The sequence below is a fragment of the Mycobacterium sherrisii genome (assembly GCF_002102355.1).
In the GTDB taxonomy this organism is placed as follows: domain Bacteria; phylum Actinomycetota; class Actinomycetes; order Mycobacteriales; family Mycobacteriaceae; genus Mycobacterium; species Mycobacterium sherrisii.
In genome coordinates this window covers 1-23,538 of the sequence record NZ_LQPT01000104.1, presented here as the reverse complement: position 1 = coordinate 23,538, position 23,538 = coordinate 1, and the positions used below count along the sequence as shown (strand labels likewise).

Annotated in this window: 24 protein-coding genes and 2 tRNA genes; 10 read left to right on the top strand and 16 right to left on the bottom strand. The window is 65.0% G+C overall.

Features of this window, described 5'->3' with window-relative positions:
* Positions 1-25: 25 nt before the first annotated feature.
* Positions 26-1,360 carry a serine/threonine-protein kinase gene (locus AWC25_RS22205; RefSeq protein WP_069401013.1) on the top strand — a complete coding sequence of 445 codons (1,335 nt, stop codon included), beginning with the start codon at positions 26-28 and terminating at the stop codon, positions 1,358-1,360.
* Positions 1,357-3,228, top strand: coding sequence for a Stk1 family PASTA domain-containing Ser/Thr kinase (gene pknB / locus AWC25_RS22200; RefSeq protein ID WP_069401012.1), 1,872 nt, complete (start codon positions 1,357-1,359; stop codon positions 3,226-3,228). Before AWC25_RS22205 ends, pknB begins: the two co-directional genes overlap by 4 nt.
* Here pknB and AWC25_RS22195 read toward each other — a convergent pair.
* Together AWC25_RS22195 and AWC25_RS22190 are read right to left on the bottom strand one after the other, a co-directional pair.
* On the bottom strand, positions 3,206-3,901 hold the full coding sequence (locus tag AWC25_RS22195) for an aminodeoxychorismate/anthranilate synthase component II (protein ID WP_069401011.1): 696 nt from the start codon (positions 3,899-3,901) through the stop codon (positions 3,206-3,208). The two genes, pknB and AWC25_RS22195, sit on opposite strands and share 23 nt — an antisense overlap.
* Before the next feature lie 48 nt (positions 3,902-3,949).
* On the bottom strand, positions 3,950-4,693 hold the full coding sequence (locus tag AWC25_RS22190) for a DUF881 domain-containing protein (protein ID WP_069401010.1): 744 nt from the start codon (positions 4,691-4,693) through the stop codon (positions 3,950-3,952).
* 118 nt (positions 4,694-4,811) lie between these two features.
* On the opposite strand from AWC25_RS22190, the gene crgA reads away from it, so the two are divergent.
* Together crgA and AWC25_RS22180 are read left to right on the top strand one after the other, a co-directional pair.
* The gene (gene crgA, locus AWC25_RS22185; protein ID WP_069401009.1) at positions 4,812-5,093 is read left to right on the top strand and encodes a cell division protein CrgA; all 282 of its coding nucleotides are present in this window, start codon (positions 4,812-4,814) and stop codon (positions 5,091-5,093) included.
* Between the two features lie 155 nt (positions 5,094-5,248).
* Entirely contained in the window at positions 5,249-5,683 is a 435-nt protein-coding gene (locus AWC25_RS22180) for a PH domain-containing protein (protein WP_085167662.1), read from the top strand.
* Here the strand turns inward: AWC25_RS22180 and AWC25_RS22175 are convergent.
* Positions 5,680-6,228 carry a peptidylprolyl isomerase gene (locus tag AWC25_RS22175; protein WP_069401071.1) on the bottom strand — a complete coding sequence of 183 codons (549 nt, stop codon included), beginning with the start codon at positions 6,226-6,228 and terminating at the stop codon, positions 5,680-5,682. The genes AWC25_RS22180 and AWC25_RS22175 overlap by 4 nt on opposite strands.
* Positions 6,229-6,365: 137 nt before the next feature.
* Here AWC25_RS22175 and cwsA point away from each other — a divergent pair, with 137 nt between their 5' ends.
* Together cwsA and AWC25_RS22165 are read left to right on the top strand one after the other, a co-directional pair.
* A complete protein-coding gene (gene cwsA / locus AWC25_RS22170) occupies positions 6,366-6,803 on the top strand; it encodes a cell wall synthesis protein CwsA (RefSeq protein ID WP_085167660.1) in 438 nt (145 codons plus the stop codon).
* A gap of 121 nt (positions 6,804-6,924) precedes the next feature.
* Positions 6,925-7,137, top strand: a complete 213-nt coding sequence (locus tag AWC25_RS22165; RefSeq protein WP_069401006.1) for an excalibur calcium-binding domain-containing protein — start codon at positions 6,925-6,927, stop codon at positions 7,135-7,137.
* A 12-nt stretch (positions 7,138-7,149) separates the two neighbouring features.
* On the opposite strand, the gene AWC25_RS22160 is transcribed toward AWC25_RS22165, so the two are convergent.
* Complete coding sequence (locus AWC25_RS22160; protein ID WP_069401005.1) at positions 7,150-7,452, bottom strand: CDGP domain-containing protein; 303 nt, start codon at positions 7,450-7,452, stop codon at positions 7,150-7,152.
* 1,038 nt (positions 7,453-8,490) lie between these two features.
* On the opposite strand from AWC25_RS22160, the gene AWC25_RS26915 reads away from it, so the two are divergent.
* The 4 genes from AWC25_RS26915 to AWC25_RS22135 are packed head-to-tail and all read left to right on the top strand — an operon-like array spanning position 8,491 to position 12,744.
* Positions 8,491-8,661, top strand: a complete 171-nt coding sequence (locus AWC25_RS26915) for a hypothetical protein (RefSeq protein WP_155722938.1) — start codon at positions 8,491-8,493, stop codon at positions 8,659-8,661.
* The gene (locus tag AWC25_RS22145) at positions 8,643-11,216 is read left to right on the top strand and encodes an AAA family ATPase (protein WP_085167656.1); all 2,574 of its coding nucleotides are present in this window, start codon (positions 8,643-8,645) and stop codon (positions 11,214-11,216) included. Before AWC25_RS26915 ends, AWC25_RS22145 begins: the two co-directional genes overlap by 19 nt.
* Before the next feature lie 56 nt (positions 11,217-11,272).
* Positions 11,273-12,418 carry a tyrosine-type recombinase/integrase gene (locus AWC25_RS22140; protein ID WP_085167655.1) on the top strand — a complete coding sequence of 382 codons (1,146 nt, stop codon included), beginning with the start codon at positions 11,273-11,275 and terminating at the stop codon, positions 12,416-12,418.
* Positions 12,418-12,744 carry a DUF6262 family protein gene (locus AWC25_RS22135; RefSeq protein WP_085167653.1) on the top strand — a complete coding sequence of 109 codons (327 nt, stop codon included), beginning with the start codon at positions 12,418-12,420 and terminating at the stop codon, positions 12,742-12,744. The genes AWC25_RS22140 and AWC25_RS22135 overlap by 1 nt, the downstream gene beginning before the upstream one ends.
* An 89-nt stretch (positions 12,745-12,833) precedes the next feature.
* On the opposite strand, the gene AWC25_RS22130 is transcribed toward AWC25_RS22135, so the two are convergent.
* The 12 genes from AWC25_RS22130 to AWC25_RS27900 form a co-directional block, all read right to left on the bottom strand.
* Positions 12,834-13,580 (bottom strand): hypothetical protein, encoded by a 747-nt coding sequence (locus tag AWC25_RS22130; protein WP_085167652.1) that lies wholly within the window; start codon positions 13,578-13,580, stop codon positions 12,834-12,836.
* A 62-nt stretch (positions 13,581-13,642) separates the two neighbouring features.
* Positions 13,643-14,086, bottom strand: coding sequence for a very short patch repair endonuclease (locus tag AWC25_RS22125; RefSeq protein ID WP_085167742.1), 444 nt, complete (start codon positions 14,084-14,086; stop codon positions 13,643-13,645).
* The gene (locus tag AWC25_RS22120) at positions 14,079-14,930 is read right to left on the bottom strand and encodes a hypothetical protein (protein WP_142278997.1); all 852 of its coding nucleotides are present in this window, start codon (positions 14,928-14,930) and stop codon (positions 14,079-14,081) included. The genes AWC25_RS22125 and AWC25_RS22120 overlap by 8 nt, the downstream gene beginning before the upstream one ends.
* Before the next feature lie 382 nt (positions 14,931-15,312).
* The gene (locus tag AWC25_RS22115; protein WP_142278996.1) at positions 15,313-16,515 is read right to left on the bottom strand and encodes an AAA family ATPase; all 1,203 of its coding nucleotides are present in this window, start codon (positions 16,513-16,515) and stop codon (positions 15,313-15,315) included.
* Complete coding sequence (locus AWC25_RS22110) at positions 16,512-17,336, bottom strand: hypothetical protein (protein ID WP_085167646.1); 825 nt, start codon at positions 17,334-17,336, stop codon at positions 16,512-16,514. The genes AWC25_RS22115 and AWC25_RS22110 overlap by 4 nt, the downstream gene beginning before the upstream one ends.
* The gene (locus AWC25_RS22105) at positions 17,326-18,561 is read right to left on the bottom strand and encodes a DNA cytosine methyltransferase (protein WP_142278995.1); all 1,236 of its coding nucleotides are present in this window, start codon (positions 18,559-18,561) and stop codon (positions 17,326-17,328) included. Before AWC25_RS22105 ends, AWC25_RS22110 begins: the two co-directional genes overlap by 11 nt.
* A gap of 52 nt (positions 18,562-18,613) precedes the next feature.
* Entirely contained in the window at positions 18,614-19,171 is a 558-nt protein-coding gene (locus AWC25_RS26685) for a hypothetical protein (RefSeq protein WP_142278994.1), read from the bottom strand.
* Between the two features lie 235 nt (positions 19,172-19,406).
* Positions 19,407-19,477 (bottom strand) — tRNA-Ala (locus AWC25_RS22100).
* Between the two features lie 290 nt (positions 19,478-19,767).
* Positions 19,768-19,841, bottom strand: a tRNA-Ile gene (locus tag AWC25_RS22090).
* 62 nt (positions 19,842-19,903) lie between these two features.
* A complete protein-coding gene (locus tag AWC25_RS22085; protein ID WP_069403108.1) occupies positions 19,904-20,767 on the bottom strand; it encodes a DUF3566 domain-containing protein in 864 nt (287 codons plus the stop codon).
* Positions 20,768-20,901: 134 nt separating this feature from the next.
* Complete coding sequence (gene gyrA, locus AWC25_RS22080) at positions 20,902-23,418, bottom strand: DNA gyrase subunit A (protein ID WP_069403109.1); 2,517 nt, start codon at positions 23,416-23,418, stop codon at positions 20,902-20,904.
* A 50-nt stretch (positions 23,419-23,468) separates the two neighbouring features.
* A partial coding sequence (locus tag AWC25_RS27900; RefSeq protein ID WP_425320235.1) for a hypothetical protein occupies positions 23,469-23,538 on the bottom strand: 70 nt, incomplete at its 5' end.

Below are 23,538 nucleotides of genomic sequence, written 5' to 3'. Positions count from 1 at the left end.
GACCGCAGCGTGCGGGAGGCAAGCCATGAGCCCCCGGGTCGGGGTGACGCTGTCGGGCAGGTACCGGCTGCAACGCCTGATCGCCACCGGCGGCATGGGCCAGGTCTGGGAAGCCGTGGACAGCCGACTGGGCCGGCGGGTCGCCGTCAAGGTGCTGAAGGGCGAGTTCTCCCAAGACCCCGAGTTCATCGAGCGCTTCCGCGCCGAGGCGCGAACCACCGCGATGCTCAACCACCCCGGGATCGCCGCGGTCCACGACTACGGCGAGAGCCAAATGGACGGCGAGGGGCGCACCGCCTACCTGGTGATGGAGTTGGTCAACGGGGAGCCGCTCAACTCGGTGCTCAAACGCACCGGACGGCTGTCGCTGCGCCATGCCCTGGACATGCTCGAGCAGACCGGCCGCGCGCTGCAGGTCGCGCACGCCGCCGGGCTGGTGCACCGCGACGTCAAACCGGGCAACATCCTGATCACCCCGACGGGGCAGGTCAAGATCACCGACTTCGGCATCGCCAAGGCAGTCGACGCCGCACCGGTGACCCAGACCGGCATGGTGATGGGCACCGCCCAGTACATCGCCCCCGAACAGGCGCTGGGTCACGACGCCACCCCCGCCAGCGACGTTTACTCGCTGGGAGTCGTTGGCTACGAAGTGGTTTCGGGCAAGCGGCCGTTTACTGGCGACGGCGCCCTGACGGTCGCGATGAAGCACATAAAGGAACCGCCGCCGCCGCTGCCGCCCGAGCTGCCGCCCAATGTGCGGGAACTGATCGAGATCACGCTGGTCAAGAATCCGGGGATGCGTTACCGCAGCGGGGGACCGTTCGCCGATGCGGTGGCCGCGGTGCGTGCGGGCCGTCGACCGCCGCGGCCCAGTCAAACCCCACCCCCGGGCCGGGCCTCGCCGGCCGCCATCCCGTCGAGCCCGGCGACCAGAGCCGCCGCCGCGGCCGGCACCCGCAGCGCCGCCCCGCGCCGCGCCCGTCCGTCCGCGACCGGTCACCGGCCGCCGCCGGCGCGACGCACGTTCTCCTCGGGGCAACGCGCCCTGCTGTGGGCCGCGGGGGTGCTTGGGGCGCTGGCCATCATCATCGCGGTGCTCATCGTCATCAACTCCCGCGCCGACACCCAGCAGCAACAGCCGCCGCCCCCGACGGTCACCGATACCGGGATCCCGCCGACGACGGCGCCGCCGCCCCCAACCAAGACACCCACGGGTTCGGGCCCGATTCTGCGCCCGGATTGGACGCGGGGCCCGGCGGTGAGCAATTCTGGATTCCGGAGCAGGCCAACCGGACTGAGCTGGGCTAGCCCCCCGATGCCCAACCTGTCTCTGGCCCGATACGAGACACCGCAATGACGACCCCGCAGCACCTGTCCGACCGTTACGAATTAGGGGACATCCTCGGTTTCGGCGGAATGTCCGAGGTTCACTTGGCCCGTGACGTCCGTCTGCATCGTGACGTCGCGGTCAAGGTGCTGCGCGCCGATCTGGCTCGCGACCCCAGCTTCTACTTGCGGTTCCGCCGCGAGGCGCAGAACGCCGCGGCGCTGAACCACCCGGCGATCGTCGCGGTGTACGACACCGGGGAGGCCGAAACCCCGGCGGGGCCGCTGCCCTACATCGTCATGGAATACGTCGACGGGGTGACGCTGCGCGACATCGTGCACAACGACGGTCCGCTGCCGCCGCGGCGCGCGATCGAGATCATCGCCGACGCCTGCCAGGCCCTGAACTTCAGTCACCAGAACGGCATCATCCACCGCGACGTCAAGCCGGCGAACATCATGATCAGCACCACGAATGCGGTCAAGGTGATGGACTTCGGTATCGCGCGCGCGATCGCCGACAGCGGCAACAGCGTCACCCAGACCGCGGCGGTAATCGGTACGGCTCAATACCTTTCGCCGGAGCAGGCTCGCGGCGACTCCGTGGACGCCCGCTCCGACGTCTACTCGCTTGGTTGCGTGCTTTACGAAATCCTGACGGGTGAGCCACCTTTCACCGGCGACTCGCCGGTTTCGGTTGCCTACCAACATGTTCGGGAAGATCCGGTGCCGCCATCGAAACGGCACGCCGGCATCTCCGCCGACCTCGACGCCGTCGTACTCAAGGCACTGGCCAAAAACCCGGACAACCGTTATCAGACCGCCGCGGAGATGCGCGCCGATCTGGTCCGGGTGCACAACGGCGAACCCCCCGAGGCGCCCAAGGTTCTCACCGACGCCGAGCGCACCTCACTGCTGGCCTCGAGCACGCACGGCCCACGCACCGACCCGCTGCCGCGGCAGCGGCTGACCGACGTGGACCCCGACCGCATGGGTGGTCCCGTCGGTCGCTGGGTCGTCGCGGTCGCGGTGCTGGCGGTGCTGACGATCGTCGTCGTCATCGCGTTCAACACATTTGGCGGCTCGACACGCGACGTCGCGGTGCCCGACGTGCGAGGCCAGGTGTCCGCCGATGCCATTGCGGCGCTGCAGAATCGGGGCTTCAAGACCCGCACGTTGCAGAAGCCCGATTCGTCGATCCCCCCTGACCATGTGATCAGCACCGACCCCGGCGCCAACGCGTCGGTAGCCGCGGGCGACGAGATCACGATCAACGTCTCCACCGGACCCGAGCAACGCGAAGTACCCGACGTGTCCTCGCTGACCTACTCCGACGCGGTGAGCAAGCTCAAAGCCGCCGGGTTCAGCAAATTCAAGCAGGCGAATTCGCCGTCCACGCCGGAGCTGCTGGGCAAGGTGATCGGCACCAACCCACCGGCCAATCAGACGTCGGCCATCACCAACGTCGTCACGGTCATCGTCGGTTCCGGGCCTGAGACCAAGCAGGTTCCCGACGTCGCCGGGCAGACCGTCGACGTCGCCCAGAAGAACCTCACGGTTTACGGTTTCACCAAGATCACCCAGGCGCAGGTGGACAGCACCCGTCCCGCCGGCGAGATCGTCGGCACCAATCCGCCCAAGGGGCAGACCGTTCCGGTGGACTCGATCATCGAGCTGCAGGTGTCCAAGGGCAACCAGTTCACCATGCCGGATCTGACGGGCATGTTCTGGACCGACGCCGAGCCGCGGCTACGCGCGCTGGGTTGGACGGGTGTGCTCGACAAGGGCCCCGACGTAGACGCCGGCGGTTCCCAATCGCACCGAGTCGTCTACCAGAACCCGCCGGCCGGTTCCGGGGTGAACCGGGACGGCATCATCACGCTGAAGTTCGGTCAGTAGCGCCCGGCTCGGGGAAATACGGCCGCACCGCGGAGCGGACCTCGTTCTCCAGCCGGCGGATCAGGGTGTCGTCGCGCGACCATCCGCAATAAGTGAGCCAGTTGGCCAGCATCCGGTGCCCACCCTCGGTGAGGATCGATTCGGGATGGAACTGAACGCCGTGGATCGGCAACTCGGTGTGCTGCACGGCCATGATGACCCCACTGCGGGTCTGGGCGGTCACCTGCAATTCCGCGGGCAACGACTCGGGCAGGATGGTCAGCGAGTGGTACCTCGTCGCCGTGAAAGGATCCGGAAGTCCTTGCAGCACACCAGTGTTGGAGTGTTGCACGCTGCTGGTCTTGCCGTGTAACAGCTCGGGCGCGCGGTCGACGGTGGCGCCGAACGCCACGCCGATGGCCTGGTGGCCGAGGCAGACTCCGAGCAGCGGGGTGGCCGCCGTGGCGCACGCGCGAACCAGGTCGATGGATGCGCCGGCACGCTCCGGGGTGCCGGGTCCGGGGCTCAGTAGCACGCCGTCGAATTCCGTGGCGATCGCGACGTGACCGTCCGGCGGTGCCGCCAGCCGGGTGTCGTCGTTGCGCCACACGTCGGCCTCGACTCCGAGTTGCCCCAGGTATTGCACGAGGTTGAACACGAAGCTGTCGTAGTTGTCGACAACGAGGATCCGCATCGTGTCAGGTTACCGTTCGGCCGCGGGCCGGCTACTTTCCAGTGGCCGTCAGTAGCCGATCGGGGCGTTCGGCTCGGCGTAGTGCGTGCGCGCCGGCTCGGTGTGACCGACGATTTGCACGTCCGGTTTGATCTCCTCGTGGTAGCCGAGCCCGAATCGCACGACGTACTGCTTGTAGAGGATCACCAGCGGCGCCGCGGCCAGCGCGGCCTGCATCGCCGCAGCGTTGCCGATGGCGGTGATGGTGTAGGGCGGGCTGTAGGTACGGCCGTTGAGCAGCAGCGTGTTGCCCACGCAGCGCGGCACCGAGGTCGGGATGATCCGCTGGTCCTGCATTTGGATTGCCTCGGCCCCGGCGCTCCACAGGGCGTTGAGCACTGCCACGATGTCCTGCTGGTGCACGACCAGGTCGTCGGGGGAGGCGTCGCGCGGGAAGCGGCCGTTGGCGTCACGCTGGGCGTCATCGAGGGTGACCGTCAGCCCCGGCCCGTGGACCGGGGTCATGTCAGCTTCGGCGGCCAGTTCGGCGGAACGTCGCAACATGGCCGCCAGCGCCGCGTCGGACGACTTCAAATGCGTCGAATCGATCTTGCCGGCCAGCTCATCGCGTTCGGCCTTGAGCCGATCCACCGACGCCTGCGTCTCGCGCACCAAATCCACCAGCCGGGGGGCGTCGCTGCGCCGGATCTCGGCCCCGCCGGCCACGCCATGGGTGGCGGCGATGAGCAGGCCGGCCAGCAAGCAGACCAGGGGCACACCGAAGCTCCACGGGGAGCGGCGGATCTGTTTCATGGCGTCTCCGATGTCCTGGCCGGGCCGCCAGGTGCGTTAATCTCGTAGCCAAGTCTTGCGTGTAGCTACAACCGCTATCGTTGCACCCCGTCCCGTTCACCGTGATCCCGAGGTAGTCATGCCGAAGTCCAAGGTCCGCAAGAAGAACGACTTCACCGTCAGCGCGGTCAGCCGGACCCCGGTGAAGGTGAAGGTCGGACCGTCCAGCGTGTGGTTCGTTGCGCTGTTCGTCGGTCTCATGCTGATCGGACTGGTCTGGCTGATGGTGTTTCAGTTAGCAGCGGTCGGCAGTCAGGCACCGACCGCCCTGCATTGGATGGCCGAACTTGGTCCCTGGAACTACGCAATCGCGTTCGCTTTCATGATCACCGGTTTGTTGCTCACGATGCGCTGGCACTGATCAAGATCGGCCATGGAATGAATTTATTTAGGGGTGCATCGGCGCCTGAGCCAGCAACCTTGTGAGTACCCAATCACACGCGTGTGATTTATCCCCACTGTTGATAGCTGCTGTGGATAACCGCATCGGTGGTGGTTAGAGGGGTTAACGAGGGCATGCAGCAAACAAGTTGGGAGCCGCGCGCCGCAGGAATCGCTGGTTGTGGCCTCGCCGGGATTCTCATGGCTATCGCTAGTGTGACCGCAGTCACAGACCCGCCCGGGCGCGTTCTCGCGGGGGTTGCCGGGGTGGGCCTGCTCGTGTTTGCGGGCGGCACATGGCGCGCCCGGCCGAAGCTGGCAATTACCCCGGCCGGCTTGACGATCCGCGGGTGGTTCCGGACGCAGGTTTTGCAGCAATCCGCCATCGAGATCATCCGGATCACGGAGTTTCGTCGGTTCGGCCGAAAGGTCCGTTTCCTCGAAATCGAAACGGCCGACGACGGGCTTTCGCTGTTCTCTCGCTGGGACCTCGGCACCGACCCGCTGGACGTGCTCGACGCCCTCACCGCGGCCGGATACGCAGGCCGCAACGGCGCCGAACCGGCCTAGGAGATGGTGATCGACTCGATGACGACCGGCTCGGTCGGGCGGTCGTTGCCGTCGGTGGCCGTCGTGGAGATCGCCTCGACGACCTTCTGCGACTCCGGATCGGTGACCTCGCCGAAGATCGTGTGCCGACGGTTCAGGTGCGGGGTCTTGCCGACCGTGATGAAGAACTGCGAGCCGTTGGTGCCCGGGCCGGCGTTGGCCATCGCCAACAGGTAGGGCTTGTCGAATTGCAGCTCGGGATGGAACTCGTCGGCGAACTGGTACCCCGGGCCGCCGCGGCCCGTACCGGTCGGGTCGCCGCCCTGGATCATGAAGCCCTGGATGACGCGGTGGAAAACCGCGCCATCGTAGAACGGCCCGGACGGGCCGCCCGATGCGTTCTGCGTCGAGTACTCCTTGGTGCCCTGTGCCAGGCCGACGAAGTTGGCGACCGTCTTGGGCGCGTGGTTTCCGAACAGGGCGATCTTGATGTCGCCGCGGTTGGTGTGCAGTGTGGCAGTGGCAGTCTGATGCGGGCTGTTGGTCACGACACCAGAGTCTGCCATTAGCCGCCCGCGCGCCCGCACCCGGTGCCACCCGATGGGCTCGGCGCCGAAATTGCCGGTGTCGAACCGCAATAGGCCCGCGAGCCCGGCGTTGGTGGCAGTCTGTAGGTTCCACGAGCGGCACAGAAAGGCGGCAGATGAACGCGACTGCGCAATCCCGGCTCACCCCGAGGCAGCGACTATCTCGGGGCCTGACTTACTCGGCGCTGGGTCCCGTGGACGTCACCCGCGGCCTCGTCGGGCTCGGCGTCGACTCCGCGCAATCAACCGCGTCGCAGTTGCGCCGCCGCTACCGGCAGGGTCGGCTCGCCCGGGATATCGCCGCGGCTCAGGAAACGCTCGCTCAGGAACTCGCCGCTGCGCAGGACGTCGTCGCGAACCTCCCGCAGGCGCTGCAGAGCGCGCGTAAATCCCGGCGCCGCCGAGGCAAGCGGCCCCTGCTGATCGTGGGCGCCGCCGTGGTGGTGCTGGCCGGTGGTGCCGCCGCGTTCAGCATCGTCCGGCGCTCGGTCAATCGAGGCACGCCCGAACCGTCGCCTCGGCCGCCCAGCGTGGACGTGCAGCCACGTCCTTGAGCCAGCCGATTGTCCTTGTGCCCGTTGGCTACCCGCGCCACCCAACGGTCTAGTCGATTTTCGCCCGCGGATCCCGCGCAGGCCGTAATCTCACAACCCGCAAGGAAAGGTTGTGTGACACATGAAGATTCGCCACGTGGTGGTTGTGCTGGCCGCGATCGGCGCCGTGCTCGGAATCGGTCTGACGGGCGCGCCCGCGGCACACGCGGACCCGGCATACGGCGATTGCAAGGCGGCCGCGCAAGACGGGCGCTACAACATCCCGCGTGGTGATCCCGCCTATCAGCAGAAGCTAGATCGCGATAACGACGGCATCGCCTGCGAATCGCACTGAGCGACTCCGGGTTTAGTCGTCGATGTGGTTCGGCGGCTGGCCAAGCGGCACTGGCTGCGCCGGATCAATCGGGTAGCAATCGGGCGGCGGGGTGATGTCTTCGATCACTCCCTTGCCGCCGTAGACCGGGTAGCTGGGACTTTGGTGACACCGCTCCCAGGTCCCGTCCGGCCCAATCGGTTTGTCGCAGTACCACTCGCCCGGTAGCAGGGCGGCCTGGCAGCCCGCCGAGGCTTTCGGTGCTGTTTCCAACCCGCCGATCGTCAATGCTGCCCCTAACGAAGCGGCGGCGGCGACCCACGCCAGTTTCATCATGTCCCGCAGGATACAACCCCCGATGTCGCAGCGCGCGGTATGTGACTCGCGAATTTGCTGCGCGCCGCCCGAGCATCACCCGAAGTCGATTGTCGGCTTGTGGAGCCTAGGGTGTGCGACTGACGGTCATCAATTACGGCCGGGGTCTGGGTTTTCTGGCGTAGTCGTTCGTAGGCCACAACGCGGGTCGGCCAGAGTCCGGCCATAACGGGGGCAGCCACGACCCCCAACTACCAACCAGAACGGCGTCCGATTGGTTGACTTCACTCAAGACAACGCCTCCGGGCCCAACCCGCCGCCTTTTGCGCCGTGGGATACCCCCGATGGGGCGCCGCCCCCACCGACCCAGCCCGGAGTCATTCCCCAGCTAGAACAGAGCATGACCGCGCCCCCGGCGCCTAAGCCTGGTCCGCCCGCATCGCCGCTGCCGAGCCCCCCGACAACTCCGCTGCCGAACCCAGCGGCAGTTGGTCCGGTCGCCGCTTGCGCCCGCCAAACCTCCATGCCGCCCATACCACGCGACGAAAGCCATCCTGGAACCCCTGGTCGGCATGGTCGGGATCTTGACCGCAGTTCCTGAGAATCTGACCCTCGCGGGGATTCCCGTCGCGCTCGGTCAAATCGCTGCCGGTACGGTAGCGGTCGCTGACGGCCTGGACGCCGCGGACAAATGCCTGCCTTGATGCGGTCAACAGCACACACTGGGATGTAACACCGACCGCAAGCTATCGGGTCGGACGTCGAGGCGGTCGGGGTTGCCATCAATGCGCTATTAACTCGTAATTGTGGTCGAAATGTGGTCACCAAGGCCGCTTTGGTAACAGACCTGCTGAAGAACAACACCGTTTGAACTGCGCTAATGAGCTGTGGAGCCTAGGGGAATCGTTATCTGCAGCTGATCGACCGATGAGTTCGACGTCCGCGACGGGCCTGACAATCTGCGAGCGCGGCCGTCACGTTCGGGTTATCTATAGGACTTCTTTGACGGGTGCCAAAGCATGCGTCGAATCTCACGTGGTGACCGGTACGCTCGCTCCGGTGAGCGATCTGCTTCCTAACCTCGATGCGCTGCTAAAGCAGCTATCCGGCGATGCCGCCGGACAGCGCGACGCCCGCGCGCTCGCTGAGGCCGTCGCTCAGGCCGGGAGCGAAGAGGACGTCGACACAGCGCTCGACGCCGTTATCGCCAAATGGCGGCAGTCGTCGTGACCACTGTGAACCGTCCGCGGTTGATGTCGTTGGAAATCCGCGGCTTCCGAGCGTTCGGTAACGAAGCGCGTGTCCTCCAACTCGACGCGCCGCTGGTTGTGGTGCACGCTGGGAACAGTCAGGGTAAGACCAGTCTCGCGGAGGGGATCGAGTTCCTACTCAGCGGCCGCAGCAGCCGCCGGGATCTGCTCGGCGGCGCCAAGGCCGAGTACAACGACAGCCTGCGCAACGCGCACTTACCGCCGACAGATACTGATGTCTACGTCGAAGCGGTGCTGCGCGGCCACGACGGCGTCGCCCACCAAATCCGCCGTGAACTGCTGTGCGACTTCGGACAAGGCACCGAATGCGAGAGCCGTCTGCTGCTCGACGGCGTCGAGGTCACCGATCTCGAGCAGGTCGGCCTGACCCTAGCTGATCCGCCGGTGCGCGCGCCCGTGCTTCTGCAACACACCTTGCGCCACGTGCTGTCCACCGAGCCCAAGCAACGCGTCGGCTATTTCAAAGCCTTGTTGTCGCTAACCGACCTCGACCAATTTCGTGAGCGGGTCAGAGCAGCGCGTGGACGCGTGGAGTCCGAGCAGCCAGGCGCCGCGCTGAAGCTGGTGGAGGCGCTTTCTGCTACGCCCGCCACCTCGGCCGGCGTAGCGATCACTGCACTCACGAAGAAGCCCCTCGGTGCAGACGCCGTCCGCACGGCGGTCGACGAGGCGTTGCTCGAGGCCGGCGCGGCGATCCTCGCCGACCGCGACGGCGACGGCGCAACCCCTACCTTTGACACGGTCGACGACCTCCACACCGCAATCACCGCCGCCCTGAACGCCCAACGCGAACAAGCATTCCCACTCTCGGCGTTCACAACCGGGACACCACCCGCTGCCACTGCGACCACTCCCGACCTCGTCGCCTACGGCCGGGCCCTGGCCGAATCCGACCAGCACGCGGCCCGACTCACACCCGTGCTGGAAGCCGTGCTCGGCGTCGATGAGTACGCGACGCTCGAGCATCCGACGCAGTGCCCCGTCTGCGGCACCGACGACGCACTGACGCCCGAACGGGTCGCCCTGCTGCGCGACCATGTGCGCCGCACCGAGGTCCTCGGTGACGCGGCTAGAGCCGTCACCCGCACCTTGAACGACGCACGCCACAGCCTCGACCAGTTCGCAACTGCCGCAGCCCAAACCGTGCCCCCTGCCGCCAATTGGACCGACGATCAACTGGTTCGGGCCACCGACGCTCTCCGTGACCTCCGCGTCGAGACCATCCTTGTCACCAACGCGCGAGCTCAAGCCAGCCGTGTCGCAGCGACCGCCAGCAGCCTCACTTCGGCGATCACCCTCGCGCGCCGCGGCGTCGAACAGGCCGGCGACGCTGTCGCCAGCCGCCAGGCCGTGCCGAGCGGACTAGACGCTCACTATCGCGAGATCAACACCGCTGCCCAGAACCTCATAGCAACCGCCGAGGAGTACAGCCGCCACGCTGAGGCACTGCGGATCGCAGTCGAGGCCGCGGCGCGGGACCGCATCACTATCAGTGGGCTCAGCGAGATCGCCGAATTGCTTTCACGGCGCGCCGACTTGGTCACCGACGTCGTCGCAGAGGCGGTGCGACGGCGCACGATCAAACGTCTCAACGCTGCCGAGAAGGCGTTGCGCGAAGCCGCTGGAACGGTGTTAGACGCGCGCTTCGCCCAGATGAGCGACACGATCACCAAGTGGTGGGGCACGATCCGACCTGAGGAACTTGTCGGATTCGGCGGCATCAAACGTCGCGCCGGCGGCGCGCTGTTCGTTAACCTCATCGCCGCGCTACGCGCCGATCCCGTCAGCGAGCCCGTCGAGCGGGAAGCCCTCGGCGTCTACAGCGACTCACAGCTCAACGCTTTGGGCCTGTCAATCTTTCTGGCCCGCACAGAACTGTTGGGCGCGCCGGTCGTCGTGCTCGACGACCCCATACCCGGCAGCGACGCCGACCATCGCCTCACCTTCGTTCAAAACACTCTGGGCCAGTTGCTCAACGCGGACACCCAGGTCATCATGACCACGTTCGACAGCAAGCTTGCCGAGTGGGCACAGACCAACCATGGCGGAAGCGACTACATCGCGTACAACCTGGATCTGATCGACATCATCGCGGGTACTGAACCGACACAGACTTCGGACGTCTTCGGACAGCTGATGCTCGAGGCCGAAGAGAGCCTGTATGCCCCTACGGCGAAGGGCCGACGAGCCGCATGTAACACAATGCGGTCGGCCGCTGAGCGGCTCGCCAAGCAAATCGTGGCCACAGGCCTCACCGATTCCGGGACGCCGACCACAATCGATGACGTCGAGGCGAAAGCATCCACGCTCGGCGATCTGATTCCGCTGGTGTTCCCGTTTGTCGTCGATGGCAATGCGGAGAAGGGCCAATGGAAGACCTTCCCCAAGGTACTCAATCCGGGCAGCCACGACGACGACGTCCCTTCCACCACCGACCTTAAAGTGGTGCGCGGCAATCTCCTTAAGATCTCGAAGGATCACCATAGACACTGGCCCGGCGGCCTCGTGCGGTAAGTCGGCCCGCCGACGCCGCTCCCCAAGGTGTCGGTGGTCGTCTCTACGTTTCAGTCATGACCGATTTATCTCCAGGCGCGCGCCGGGTGACGCTCACAGCGCGCGTGCGGCCCGTGACGGTACACGGGTCGCGGTCGTGGACGCTCGTTGATGAGCGCGGCCTACCGCTCCTCGAAGTGGAGCAGTTTCTCAACTGGTTGCGCGCGGTCGATCGGTCCAGCAATACGGTCCGCTCCTACGCACTGCACTTGGCGTTGTTCTACAGATGGTTGCGCGCACGCGGAATCGGATGGGAGTGCGTAACTTTCGATAACCTCTGCGACTTCGTCGGCGCGCTGTCTGCCGGTCTTCCACCGTTGCCCGTGCGGGGTGGGGGATCCCGTTCTACCGGGACCGTCAAGGCGGTAAACGCTGCGGTGCGCGAGTTCTACGAGTTCCATCGCATTGAGGGACGCGGACCGAAGGAGCTGGTTCTCACACGTAACCCGGCTCGTGCGCCACAGTCGTCGCGTAGCTTCTTGGCACACGTAGAGAAGAAGCGCCCACAGAAACAGTCACGGCTGGCACGCCGGGGTAAACCGTCGGAAGAGACGGTGTCGGTTATCGATTTCGAGACGGATTTCGCCAAGCTTCAAAACGTCGCCACATCGGCTCGGGATCGGTTGTTACTGTCCGCCCTTTACGACGTCGGCCTTCGCGTCGGTCAGGCGCTGGGGCTGCGCCACGCGGACCTCGACCCGATGCGGCGCCTCGTGCGGGTGCGACGTCGCACCGACAACGCGAATGGCGTCCTGTCCAAGCAGCGCCGTGAATTCTCGGTGGACGCGCCGCAGCGGTTCTTCGACCTCTACGCGCACTATCTGCTAGGCGAACTGCGTGAGCTCGACACCGACTACGTGTTCGTCAACCTCTCCCGCCAACCCGTTGGAAAACCCTTGTCGTATAGCAACGCCCACCAGTTGGTGGCTCGCCTCGGTTCTGCTGCCGGCATCGACGACCTGCATCCCCACGTTCTTCGGCATACCCACGCTACGGCGCTCGCACGCGCGGGCTGGACAGCGCCGGAGATCGCCGCGCGGCTGGGCCAATCCCACGCCAGCAGCGCCGATGTCTACATTCATTTGGCCGCCGATCACCTCGGGGACCGGCTCCGCGCCACCGAACACCTAGTCTGGCGTCCCGCAGAGAATGCGTCTCGCTGATGGTGGCGGGCCAGCACGACAGGTTCGACAGATGGGACAACGTCGAACTCGCCGGCCAGCCAGTATCTTTCGTCAGCGTTGCGCGGACCGGGCGCGTCTCCACGAGCTTTCTTTACCAGCACCCCAAGCTTCGTGAAGAGATCGCGCGCCGTCGCGGCCATTCACGACGCGCGCCCCGGCCCGCCCCCGAGAAGGCGTCGGCGGATTCGCTGCGCACCAAGCTGCGCATCGCGATGGACCGCTGCGCTGCCCTCACGGCTGAGGTCGCCGAGCTGCGCGCCGAGAACGAAACGCTGCGAAGCGCGCTAATCAGCCCGCGCACATAGGGCCCGTGCCAGCGTCACGCCAGCTCGGTCACTGTTTCGCGGGTTGTTCCTGCTCGCGGAGATGTGGCACCGTTCTGGACCCAAATCCGTTACCTGTCCTCCCAAACGACCTCCGTTGCCATATGCTCCCGAAGCACCGAACGGACCCTCGTGGCCTCGCCAATCTGCTCGACGGCGTATCGGTACACGCCGTCTTGAACCTCTATCCAGCCAGCGACGGTGTCCGCACCGGTGAGTACTCGCGTCATCGCGCGGCTCCCGAGCTCAGGCAGCACGATGCGAGCGTCGGGTTCGAACCGGTCGGTGAACGGATCTGCGACGCCTTCGAATTCGCGTCGCTGGGCATCGCTCAGGGACTCCAATGCGGCGAACCACACGCGCTTCGGCTCAGAAGCCATCGGCTCGTTGCATTCAAAAAGAAAATGTCCGCGGGCATTCTTCACGATCACTCGCTCAAGCCGGGGTGCCTCATATTCCCAAGACACGAGCGCGCGACCGGATGGCGCGGGGTTGACGCGCCGCGCCGACGCAATGCGCTCGCGAAGTCCGGGGCTTTCCGCAAGCATCTGGGCGATCCTCCGGTCCGGCTGATCGTCCACTTCGGCTGTCCCACTCATAATGCAGCCAAGCAGCGCGACGAAGTACTGCTCGTCCTTGGATAATCCTTTGTTGCACGCCAGGCACACTTCCACAACCGGGAGATGCGCCGGATATGGCTTGTCGAGGAACGCGCGCGTTGGTATATGGTCTCGCGTGCTGCCAGAATCCAGCAATTCACCGCAGTGCACGCACCAGGCCTTCTGCCGTTCGTCGCCGAATTCCGCGATGTGCTCCATTCGGGGATCGTACGTGTTCGGTGCGGCAGTAGCGGCTCGTCCGGCCACTCCCCGGCGTATTGTCAATCCGTTGAGGCGCGAGCTCGGTATGTGGCCTCGACGCGCGACGCGACTAGCTCCGGAGGCTCGTGCTCCCAGACGCGGATGCTGATCCATCCCGCGGCCGCCAAGATCTCGTCGTTATGCGCGTCTCGCTGGCGGGTTCGGTCGAGCTTTGGCCCCCAATACCACTGGTTTACCCGAGGTGGTGCGGAGTGATCGGGGCATGCGTGCCAAAAGCATCCGTCGACGAACACCGCGATCTTCGCGCGAGTGAAGACGACGTCGGGGCGGACCTTGCCGCCGGGAAGGTCCAGCCGTAAGTCCTTGCGGAAGCGTAGGCCACGTTGATGGAGTAACGACCTGAGCCGCCTTTCAGGCATCGTGTCCGCCCGTTTGCTCCCTTTCATTGATGCGCTACGAGCCAAAGACGACGCCCTTGGATATGCCGGCGCAGCCTCAGGCATCATCGTCGCCTCTCATTAGCCGCTCGACCTTCTGAGCAAGTGGCGGTACAGCCATCAAGCTGAGGTTGAGCCCGCCCACCTGGGTGCTGCTTCGCACGGGTACTAGTTCGGACGGGCCGACCACGACGGCCTCCGTGCGCGCGAATCGCGTCGACAATTGCATTGCATAGAAGTACGCCTGGCTCATGCCGCTGGCCACGTAGCCGGGGTCTGCACTCTCGGCAGGAAACTTACACTCGATGATGAGTGCTCGATCGAACGGCCGGGTGAGGAGAATGTCCGGTCGGAGGTGGCGGGCAGCGAACTTGTCTCCAGATAGGCGAGTGAGCGATTCCGCCAGCTGGCGGTGGTGATCGTGGGCCTGGTATCGCTGCCAGCAGCGTTCTGCCTCGCACCAGAGATCCCAGGTCCCGCCGCGGGTGTCGCGGATTTCATAGGAGGGGCCCTCTGACATGTGGCCGATTGGCCGCGTGCTCGTGACTTTGCCGCCGGCTGATTCAGCGGCAGCGATGACGGCGCCGACCACGGCGAGCTGAAACAACCTGTCTGGGAACCCATCTGGCCGCAGTAACCGGCGAGCCAACTGCGAAACTCCATCACGGCGATGGATGGATGCCAGCACCGTTGCGGTGTCTGCGACAACGTTCCATGGCCAGCCCATCCCGCGAACTGCGGCGAGTTCGTCTCGTCCGGGAATGTTGGCGGATTCGCCTTGAATGAACTCCGCGAGCGGCATTGCGGCCTGGAACCTTTCGGCCCCCGCGGTGCCTACGAGCTCGGTAAGGGGCGCGTTCGGCGTGAGCAGCTGGCGTGCTTCCTCAACGGCATCGTGCAATGCTGACATAGTCCAGCCCAAGACTTCTAGCGGCATCTGGTCGGATGCCCGGTGGCGACGCTTGATGGAGAATCGCCTCGGCGGCCAACTGTCGGTTCTCGTGCGCTTCCAATCGATGCGCGGCTCCGGGCGAGGGGACCAGTACCGCTGTCGGGTACTTAGGATAGGCAGCTGATCCTGCCATGCGCGTTCTGACTGAGGCCATCTCGATAGCAGCGGAGCGCACTCAAGCAAGAGGATGCGCATCGCGCGCCTTTCGATATCTCGTGGCGTCCAACGCCTTTCGATGGGATCGCCGAGGGCCGCGAGGGCTTGAAAGAGGCTACCGATGCCCGCCCAGTCGGCCAGGATGCGGTCCAATCCAGCCTCCGGTACGGCGAGCGCAGTCATGCTAGGCCCGCATCGTCGCCAGGTGCTCGACAATCCAGGACCACGAGCCTGGCGCTAGTGCCTTGCTGCCCACCATCCGGTCACCAAGTTCATCGAGCAGTTCGGGCTCGAACTTCGCGATGATGCTGCCGACTGACGCGATGTAGGCCTCGGCCAAGAGCTCCTCCAGCAACTCGGCCTGCACTCCCGCTTGTTGGCTGCCCGAATCGTCAGAGTCCGTCCCGGAGTCTCCCGCAGAATCCGCCCCGGCTTCTCCCGCAGAAATGGATGCTTCCAACTCCGCCATCCACAGCCCGCGCTCCACGTACGCGGGGATATCGATGAACATGCCTGGGCCGAGTGCTGCACCGACAACGTCCAGGTGCGCGGCATACAGTCCCGTCACTCGACCAGCCAGTTCGAGTGGGCCGCCTTCACCCTGGACATAACTTGAGATCAACTTCCCGAAGTCCTCGCGTGACGCCGGCGGTATCGGCACGTGCTTGAATCGTCGGCTGAGAGCTTGCCCCATCCTGAACACTCGCTGGGCATCGACCGCGTTGTAGGTCCCCAGCAACCGCCAGTCCAGCCCTGTACGGTATTCCCGCTCCGGGGGCACACTGCCGTCAGCAACAGCCGAGTTTGGGCCGTCGCCCCACTCGAGATACGCCGGTCGCGCCGCGCTGCCGGCCTCCTTCCAAGTGCCGATCCTTACCCGCTGACCGGACAGCCATGTGAGCGCCCCGCCGAGGACGCGGTCCATGTCAGCGCGGTTGGCTTCGTCGAGCACGAGCCAAAAATCGTTCCTGATCGCTTGCAACAAGAAGCCTTCGACGCTCTGGATTTCCCCGGCATCGATGGTCTCGCCGAGTACTAGGGTGTCAAAAGCCCATTCTTCCTCCGGCGTCACCCAACTCGCGACGATGCGGTCAATACTGAATCCATAGCGCGTCGGCTCGCGATCGAATTCCTCAATAACCTGGCGGAGAATCTCGGTCTTGCCGGTGCCGGGAGGGCCGACGAGCAGCACAGCCCGGGACGTGGCGATGGCAAGTCGCACCATGCGTTCCACGCGCGGAGACAACTGCACCGCGGCGGGCTGCCTGAGGCGGCGTTGCGCAGTGGCTCGAGCCATGAAGTACCGGTCGAACTCGGCCTGACCTCTGAACGCGGCGGCTCGCATGCTCTCGAAGGTCTGCAAATCGGCAAATGGATTCGAGTTCACGACTCGACCTCGCCAAGGGCCGCTGCCATTGCACGTAGCGCGGTGATGTGCTGGTTGCCCTCGGCGACAAATGTTTCCCGCGGCAGGCCGATGACGGCGAAGAAGCTCGCAAGGTCTTTCTTTACAGTCGTGTTGCGCGCGACCTTAAGCTGAGCCCCCTCCGGACGGAAGGAGGAAATGTCGAGGCCTCCTACCTGATGGATCGGCTGTGGCATCAGGCCGCGCCCGTCCCAGTGCTCTACGGTAGCCGCTGGATAAGCTTCGAGCCGTTGTTGCTCCGGCGATCCCTTGAGAACGTGGAACGCCGCGTGGTGGATTAGCGCCGAAGCCCTGCCGATTTCATTCTGACTTTGGTTGCCTTGGTAGTGACTTGCGAGTCCGGCAGCAATGGTGTTCAGGTTGGGGAAGCCCACGAACCGAATGCGCCAACCTCGATTCGCCCGTGCGGCAGCCGGGAAGAGCTTGGCCGGCCAGATGTTGATGAAGTTGAATTGAATCGGCCGAATAGCCGCCGCGTACTGGTCACCGTCAATTCCCTGGGCAGTCAGCCAGGCACGGAAATCGCTCGGTATCTCACGCTCGTAGAGATTGCGCAGCGCTCCGTGGCCGAACAAGTTGCTGTCGTGATCCATCCCCCAATCACCCGCGGGAAACTCCGCGGCAAGCAGCTGCAGCGCTGTGGGCGCGAGGTCGTCAGCCTCTTCCTTGGTCCCGGCTAAGAGGAACGCTGCGATCTGGTCCAGGCCAGACTCGCTGAGCGTGGCCAGTAGTGGTGCTGCTGCCGTCTCCGGCATCTCTGTTTGTGTGGTCTCACTTGCCATTGAGTACTTGCTTGATCGCCATCCCGATTGCCTGTGCGAAATGCGGTGGCACCGCGTTTCCGACCTGCGAGCAACGCGCGACATCGAACCTGCGGCGCGGGCCGTTGATAGTGTATCGGCCCTTGAAGTGGAAGTTGTCAGGAAACGACTGCAAACGCGCCATCTCGCGCACAGTCACGTTCCGCGGCTCTGCATAGTGGATGAACTCATCCGGGTGCGTGGTGATTGTTGACACCGGCGTATCGGGGGCTATCAGGACCTTCTTGTCCTTCTTGGTGCCGTTGGCGAGGAGGAACTCCTTACGCAGGCGGCCCTTGGGCTGGGTAGCATGCGCAAGCGCGTAGAGCGCCTGGATGCGTTCTCCGTGCTCGGAGAATCGGTGCGAGTCGGGAATCGAGCCTGCTCTCGCGCCTACCCTCATCAGCCGCGCGTAGGAGCTCGTTGCCTTGCGGTAACGGGTGGATTCGAATTTCACGGAGTCTGGGCACGTGACTCGCACCCCGGGATTCGAAAGGTCATCGATCGCTTCGCGGGCCGTGACGGTGCGTTTCGGTAGTCCCAGAATTGTGTACAACTCGTCTGGCGATTCAGCAAGGGCATCAAAGAACGCGCCTGGTGCCACCCCGAGGTCATTACGAATGCCGATGATGATTGTTCGGCGGCGAGCTTGCGGCACAGCGAAGTTGCGCGCATCAACGACGCCGTAGTCTGCCGCGTAACCGAGCTGGCTCAGTGCTTCTACGACTTGATCAGCGACTGATGGTTCGGTGGCGTCGGCTCCAGGGCGGGCCCGGAATGCGCGGGTGATGCCCTCGACATTCTCGACGAGTGCCACGTCCGGCCTGACCATGTCGATAACGTCAAGTTGGTGATGGACCAACTGGTTTCGTTCGTCACGCCCATTGCGGGCCCCACCGACCGAGAACCCTTGGCACGGCGGTCCGCCCGCCACAAGCTGGATCGAACCTCGCAGCGCCGTTAGGCCCTCACGAACTGTGCGGTCCGCTAGCGCGGCGACAATGTCCGACGGCTGCTTTGGCAACCAGTCTGGCCATTTGCTGTATGCGCGATAGGGGCTGCCATCCGCGACCAGGTTGGTATAGAACGTCTCAAACGCCATCGGGTCGCGCTCCATGGCGAGCACCCCATCCCACCCAGCCTTGTGCAGGCCGAGGGAGAGCCCACCACAACCAGCAAACAGATCGATGCTACGAAACGTCGGCATGGCCAGCCTTGGGCGGCGACATGCCAGCATCGCTGGCGACCCACTCACGCATTCAGGGAACCTCCTGCGGACCAGCTTGGGATCGTGCCCCTGACCAGCGAATTTCATGGATGAAATTCGATGATGAATATACCATTAGTAAGTGTTCTAACGGTAAATTTAGGATCTTCGATGGGAAGATCCGATGCCGCACCGACTCCGGCAGCACAAGCCACGCCGACCAGCAAAACGCCTCCGAGACCGCGACAATGACGGCTACTTCTTCCCTCGCGAGGTGGCACACCTCCTCGGCATTGAAGACATCGACTACCACCAGCTCCGGCGCCTGTTTCGCTTGGTGAGAGAGCAGTCTGGAACGGGGCTCAACTCCGGTTGGTCGCGCTACACGCTGACGGATATCGCGGCAGTCAAGGTTGTGATCGAACTTTGCGGCGGACCAGAGGCGCTCCAACCTGGCCGCCGACTCCGTATCGACTGCGTTGCGAAAGCGTGCACGGCACTGCGAGAACAGGGCATCGAGAACCCGCTCCTGGATGTCCAGCTCGAACGGCAAGGTGACCGGATTTTTGCGAACCTCAGCGGAACACTGTTCGATCCTCTGACCGGTCAAACTGCGCTCCGCGCAATGCTTCCCAATGTGCTGCGCGTCGCTAGCTCCGTCGAGACAGAACTACCAACGCGCCTACGTCAAGAAAGCCGGCGCACTCCGCGGCGTACAACCAGCCATCGGAGCGCAGGGCAGATACCACTTGAGCCTGGTGGCGAGGGATCAGATGCCGACGGCTAAGCGACCCCTGGAAGCCAGTCGCCTCCGATGGCCCCGAGCCTCTGCGTTCCCAAACGAGTGGAGTCACGGGGAATCGAACCCCGATCTGAGCCTTGCAAAGGCCCCGTTCTACCGTTGAACTATGACCCCGTCGTGGACATGACCACGACAGCATAGCTGCAGGTCAGGCCCTACTCTCTCTCCCTCTCCTCCAGATAAGGCGCGAACCCCTGACACCCGCCTTGCAAAGGCGGTGCTCTACCAACTGAGCTAAGGCCCCTGTTGACCGCCGGATGTGCCGGGCGGATCAATGGGTGCGGGATCAACTGTTGCCACGTGCCAGATCTCAACCCCGCGGCGTGACCAGACGATCGCCGCCAACGCAATCAGCGCCAACGGCAATGCAAGTCTCACACAACGTCTCGACGGGCACATGGTTGTGGGCCTAGGAGGACTCGAACCTCCGACCTCTTCGTTATCAGCGAAGCGCTCTAACCGCCTGAGCTATAGGCCCGTACACGCGTACGGCCGAGCGACGAGATTACCGCACTGGCCGCCCCGCCCCAAAACCCCTGACTAATCCCGATCCGCCAGCGTCACTTCGATGCCCCCGATCAGGTCAGTCGTCAGGTTGTAGACAAACGCGCCGATGGTTGCCATCGCCGTGAGTAGGACGATGTTGACCAATCCGATCAGCACGGCACCGCCGAAGATCGTGCCGCTGGAGACCAGTTCGCCGCTGCTACCGCTGGTGTTGTTCAGCAGGTCGCCGACGTTGCTGTTGAGTTTGGCCCACACCCCCATGCCGCCCAACACCAGGTAGAGGAATGCCACGGCGATCATCCAGACGAAGAACAGCGCCACCGAGAGCATCAACGACACCTTCAGCGTGCTCCACGGGTCGATCCGGCGCACCTGCATGCTGGCCCGGACGGGGCCGCCACGGCGTCGCGAGACCTGAACCAGGTTGTCGCGGCCTTCCCGGGATTCCCCGGTCGTCGACCGGCCGCCGGACTGCGGCGCCTCCGTCCCGCGGTCGGGGGCGGACTTGCGCTGCGTCCCGCGCGGCAATCCACCGGAAAGGTCCGGCAACTCGCTGGCGTAGGCCTCGTGCGGGGGTCCCTCACCGCGCGGCGCGTCGGGATTCTTCGACTGGCCCGCCCCGGGCGCGTTGCCGCCCGAAACGAACCGGTTCAGCCGGGCGTCCACACCCGACGGCGGCCCTTGCGGTCGGGCCTCGGACGACGGTTCCCCCGGCCGGTTGGCCGGGTTGGCGGCTCGGGCGGCGCCCCGCTGCCACGGCGGCGTATCGGAGCCGTCGGGCCCGCGGCGGCCTTGGGGAGGCGCGCCGCGCTGATGCACCCCGGCCCGCTCGGCCGCAACATCGCCGTTCGGGCTGTCGCCCTTCTTGGGGGCGCCCGGCTCGCTCGGTGAGGTCACCGGAGACTCCTTACCTTTGCTGCCCAGGCCGCCCGGTCGGTGGCACTCGCATAGTCCTGGTCGCGCTGAGTCTAATCCCCACGCCCGGTGGCACTCCGCTGGTAGGCGTCTGCTGGGTGCGGACGCCTAACGCGCTAGCTTCCGGACTCGTCGGTGGCGTCGGTTTCCTCGACGTCGTCCTCGGCGCTTCCTTCGGCGTTACGTGCGATGGCGAGCAGCGTGTCGCCCTCACCCAGGTTCATCAGCCGGACACCCTTGGTCTGTCGACCGGCCTTGCGGACCTGACGCGCGGCGGTGCGGATGACGCCGCCGCCCGAGGTGATCGCGTACAGCTCGCTGTCGTCGTCGACGATCAACGCGCCCACCAGCCTGCCACGCCGACGGTCGTACTGAACGGTGAGGACGCCCTTGCCACCGCGGCCCTGAACCGGATACTCCTCGATCGCGGTCCGCTTGGCGTACCCGCCCGCCGTGGCCACCAGCAGGTAGGTGCCCTCCTGGACCACGTTGAGCGATAACAACCGGTCGTCGGTGTTGAAGCGCATGCCCTGCACGCCGGAGGTGGCGCGGCCCATGGGCCGCAGGGCCTCATCGGTCGCCGAGAAGCGGATCGATTGTCCGTTGGCCGAGACCAGCAGCAGGTCCTCCTCGGCCGAGCACAATACGGCCCCCACCAATTCGTCGTTGTCGCGCAGATTGATCGCGACGATGCCGCCGGAGCGGTTGGAATCGAAGTCGGTCAGCTTGGACTTTTTGACCAACCCGTTCTTGGTGGCCAGCACCAGGTATGGCGCGTCCTCGTAGCTGCGGATCTGGATGACCTGCGCGATGCGTTCCTCGGGCTGGAATGCCAAGAGATTGGCGACGTGCTGGCCACGCGCCGTCCGGGATGCCTCGGGCAGTTCGTAGGCCTTGGCTCGGTAGACCCGGCCCTGGGTGGTGAAGAACAGGATCCAGTCGTGCGTCGAGGACACGAAGAAGTGCGCGACGATGTCGTCCTGCTTGAGCCCGGCGCCTTGTACCCCCTTACCGCCGCGCTTCTGGCTGCGGTACAGGTCGGTCTTGGTGCGTTTGGCGTACCCGGTCTCGGTGATCGTGACGACCACGTCCTCCCGGGCGATCAGATCCTCGTCGTTGACGTCACCGTCGGCCGCGATGATCCGGGTGCGCCGCTCGTCGCCGTGCTTCTCCACGATCTCGCCGAGCTCGTCGCGCACGATCCCACGCTGCCGCTCGGGCTTGGCCAGGATGTCTTCCAGGTCGGCGATCTCGGCTTCAATCTTGGCCAGGTCGTCGACGATGCGCTGGCGCTCCAGGGCGGCGAGCCGGCGCAGCTGCATGTCCAGGATCGCCTGGGCCTGGATCTCGTCGATGTCGAGCAGCTCGATCAGGCCGGCGCGGGCGATGTCGACGGTTTCGGACGCTCGGATCAAGGCGATGACCTCGTCGAGCGCGTCGAGCGCCTTGACCAGACCGCGCAGAATGTGGGCCCGCTCGTTGGCTTTTCGCAACCGGTAGGTGGTTCGGCGAACGATCACGTCGAGCTGGTGTTCGACGTACAGGCGGATCATCTGGTCCAGCCGCAATGTGCGGGGCACCCCGTCGACGATGGCCAGCATGTTGGCGCCGAAGCTGGTCTGCAGTTGGGTGTGCTTGTAGAGGTTGTTCAGCACCACCTTGGCGACGGCGTCGCGCTTGAGTTCGATGACAATGCGCAGACCCACCCGGTCACTGGACTGGTCTTCGATATTGGAGATGCCCGCGAGCTTACCGTCGCGGACCTGCTCGGCGATCGAGGTGATGAAGTTGTCGTGGTTGACCTGATAGGGCAGCTCAGTGATCACCAAAGATGTTCTGCCCCTAAGTTCTTCGACCTCCACGACGCCGCGCATCCGGATGGAGCCACGGCCGGTCTTGTAGGCGTCGGCGATGCCTTGCGAGCCGACGATTAACCCCGACGTCGGGAAGTCGGGTCCTTTCACCCGCTCCATGACCGCGGCCAACGTCGCCTCTTCGTCGGCGTCGTAGTTGTCCAGCGCCCAGAAGACAGCCTCGGCGAGTTCACCGAGGTTGTGCGGCGGGATGTTGGTGGCCATGCCGACGGCGATGCCGCCCGATCCGTTGGCCAGCAGGTTGGGGAACCGGCTGGGCAGCACGGTCGGCTCTTGTACCCGGCCGTCATAGTTGGGAATGAAATCGACTGTCTCCTCGTCGATTTCACGCAGCATCTCCATGGCCAACGGCGTCAGCCGCGCCTCGGTGTACCGCATGGCGGCTGGCGGGTCGTTACCTGGGGAGCCGAAGTTGCCCTGGCCGTCGACCAGGGGATAGCGCAGCGACCAGGGCTGCGCCATACGCACCAGGGTGTCGTAGATCGACGCGTCGCCGTGCGGGTGGTAGTTACCCATCGTCTCGGCGACCGACCGGGCCGACTTCGCGTGGCTGCGGTCCGGGCGGAACCCGGAGTCGTACATCGCGTAGAGCACCCGGCGGTGCACCGGCTTGAGCCCGTCGCGGACCTCCGGCAACGCGCGGCCCACGATCACGCTCATCGCGTAATCGATGTAGCTGCGCTGCATCTCCTGCTGAATGTCAACGGGCTCGATCCGGTCGACGGAGTCGTCGCCTGGTGGCAGCGTCGTGTCAGTCATGTAGTCCTCTTTTTAGAAGTCGCACAACGGGTTACACGTCTTAGACGTTTTTAGACATCGAGGAAGCGGACGTCTTTGGCGTTGCGGGTGATGAAGCTGCGGCGGGCGTCGACGTCTTCG

Coding starts and splice junctions, on each gene's coding strand:
- AWC25_RS22205 (WP_069401013.1), top strand. CDS start 26: ATGAGCCCCCGGGTCGGGGTGACGCTGTCGGGCAGGTACCGGCTGCAA.
- pknB (WP_069401012.1), top strand. CDS start 1,357: ATGACGACCCCGCAGCACCTGTCCGACCGTTACGAATTAGGGGACATC.
- AWC25_RS22195 (WP_069401011.1), bottom strand. CDS start 3,901: ATGCGGATCCTCGTTGTCGACAACTACGACAGCTTCGTGTTCAACCTC.
- AWC25_RS22190 (WP_069401010.1), bottom strand. CDS start 4,693: ATGAAACAGATCCGCCGCTCCCCGTGGAGCTTCGGTGTGCCCCTGGTC.
- crgA (WP_069401009.1), top strand. CDS start 4,812: ATGCCGAAGTCCAAGGTCCGCAAGAAGAACGACTTCACCGTCAGCGCG.
- AWC25_RS22180 (WP_085167662.1), top strand. CDS start 5,249: ATGCAGCAAACAAGTTGGGAGCCGCGCGCCGCAGGAATCGCTGGTTGT.
- AWC25_RS22175 (WP_069401071.1), bottom strand. CDS start 6,228: ATGGCAGACTCTGGTGTCGTGACCAACAGCCCGCATCAGACTGCCACT.
- cwsA (WP_085167660.1), top strand. CDS start 6,366: ATGAACGCGACTGCGCAATCCCGGCTCACCCCGAGGCAGCGACTATCT.
- AWC25_RS22165 (WP_069401006.1), top strand. CDS start 6,925: ATGAAGATTCGCCACGTGGTGGTTGTGCTGGCCGCGATCGGCGCCGTG.
- AWC25_RS22160 (WP_069401005.1), bottom strand. CDS start 7,452: ATGATGAAACTGGCGTGGGTCGCCGCCGCCGCTTCGTTAGGGGCAGCA.
- AWC25_RS22145 (WP_085167656.1), top strand. CDS start 8,643: ATGGCGGCAGTCGTCGTGACCACTGTGAACCGTCCGCGGTTGATGTCG.
- AWC25_RS22140 (WP_085167655.1), top strand. CDS start 11,273: ATGACCGATTTATCTCCAGGCGCGCGCCGGGTGACGCTCACAGCGCGC.
- AWC25_RS22135 (WP_085167653.1), top strand. CDS start 12,418: ATGGTGGCGGGCCAGCACGACAGGTTCGACAGATGGGACAACGTCGAA.
- AWC25_RS22130 (WP_085167652.1), bottom strand. CDS start 13,580: ATGGAGCACATCGCGGAATTCGGCGACGAACGGCAGAAGGCCTGGTGC.
- AWC25_RS22125 (WP_085167742.1), bottom strand. CDS start 14,086: ATGCCTGAGGCTGCGCCGGCATATCCAAGGGCGTCGTCTTTGGCTCGT.
- AWC25_RS22120 (WP_142278997.1), bottom strand. CDS start 14,930: ATGTCAGCATTGCACGATGCCGTTGAGGAAGCACGCCAGCTGCTCACG.
- AWC25_RS22110 (WP_085167646.1), bottom strand. CDS start 17,336: ATGGCAAGTGAGACCACACAAACAGAGATGCCGGAGACGGCAGCAGCA.
- AWC25_RS22105 (WP_142278995.1), bottom strand. CDS start 18,561: ATGCCGACGTTTCGTAGCATCGATCTGTTTGCTGGTTGTGGTGGGCTC.
- gyrA (WP_069403109.1), bottom strand. CDS start 23,418: ATGACTGACACGACGCTGCCACCAGGCGACGACTCCGTCGACCGGATC.